This is a genomic window from Oleiphilus sp. HI0086 (assembly GCF_001635225.1).
Genome location: NZ_LWFZ01001175.1, coordinates 1 through 646, shown reverse-complemented (window position 1 = coordinate 646; position 646 = coordinate 1). Strand labels below are relative to the sequence as shown.

Sequence of the window (646 nt, the reverse complement as noted above, 5' to 3'; positions counted from 1 at the left end):
TTTACACACTATCGATCAAAATTGATGAGCATAAGAAACAAACCACTGACGCCCGGGCCCTGGGAATCGGTTGTATTTGCTTACACGCTGACCACTAACATTCTTAATTTTAAATTCGAGTGAATCTTTTTCACTTTTAAAGCCAAGACTGGCGTTAACCTGCTTAACGTCGGGAAGTTCGGCCACACCAGCTGAATCGTAAACACCACCCGACTGCCGTACATATTCCAAGCCAACCGAACGCCCTTGGTCGGCAACCCGCATCTCAACAGTTCCGGAAAAGTCATAAACGCCCGGCAAGGACTCCCCCCTGAAGGCTCTAGAGTTAGATTTATCTTCAGTATCTTGGAAGGTGAGGTTCGAATTAATACAGACAAAATTCGATAAGTGAAGCTCATTGCTGACTTCAATACCGATCACTTGCGCTTTAGAAAGATTCTGCGGTTTGCCAATGCCTCGCGAGTTGTAAATAGTGACAATGGCATCGTTAAGATCACGATAAAACAAAGCGAGCGTACCGGATGTTCTGGTTGACTGATAACTAAGGCTAATATCGGTGTTTAGGGCTTTTTCCTCAACAAGGTCTTCATTGCCTAAAGTGAACCCGCGATCACCATACATTTCATTTAACTCGGGAAGTCTAATA

The 646-nt window shown here is 44.4% G+C and carries 1 protein-coding gene; it reads right to left on the bottom strand.

Annotation, left to right across the window (positions count from 1 at the left end; all coding sequences use genetic code 11):
• Positions 1 to 15: 15 nt before the first annotated feature.
• Positions 16 to 646, bottom strand: a 631-nt coding sequence (locus A3756_RS20515; RefSeq protein ID WP_197481428.1) for a TonB-dependent receptor, incomplete at its 5' end; no start/stop codon positions are given.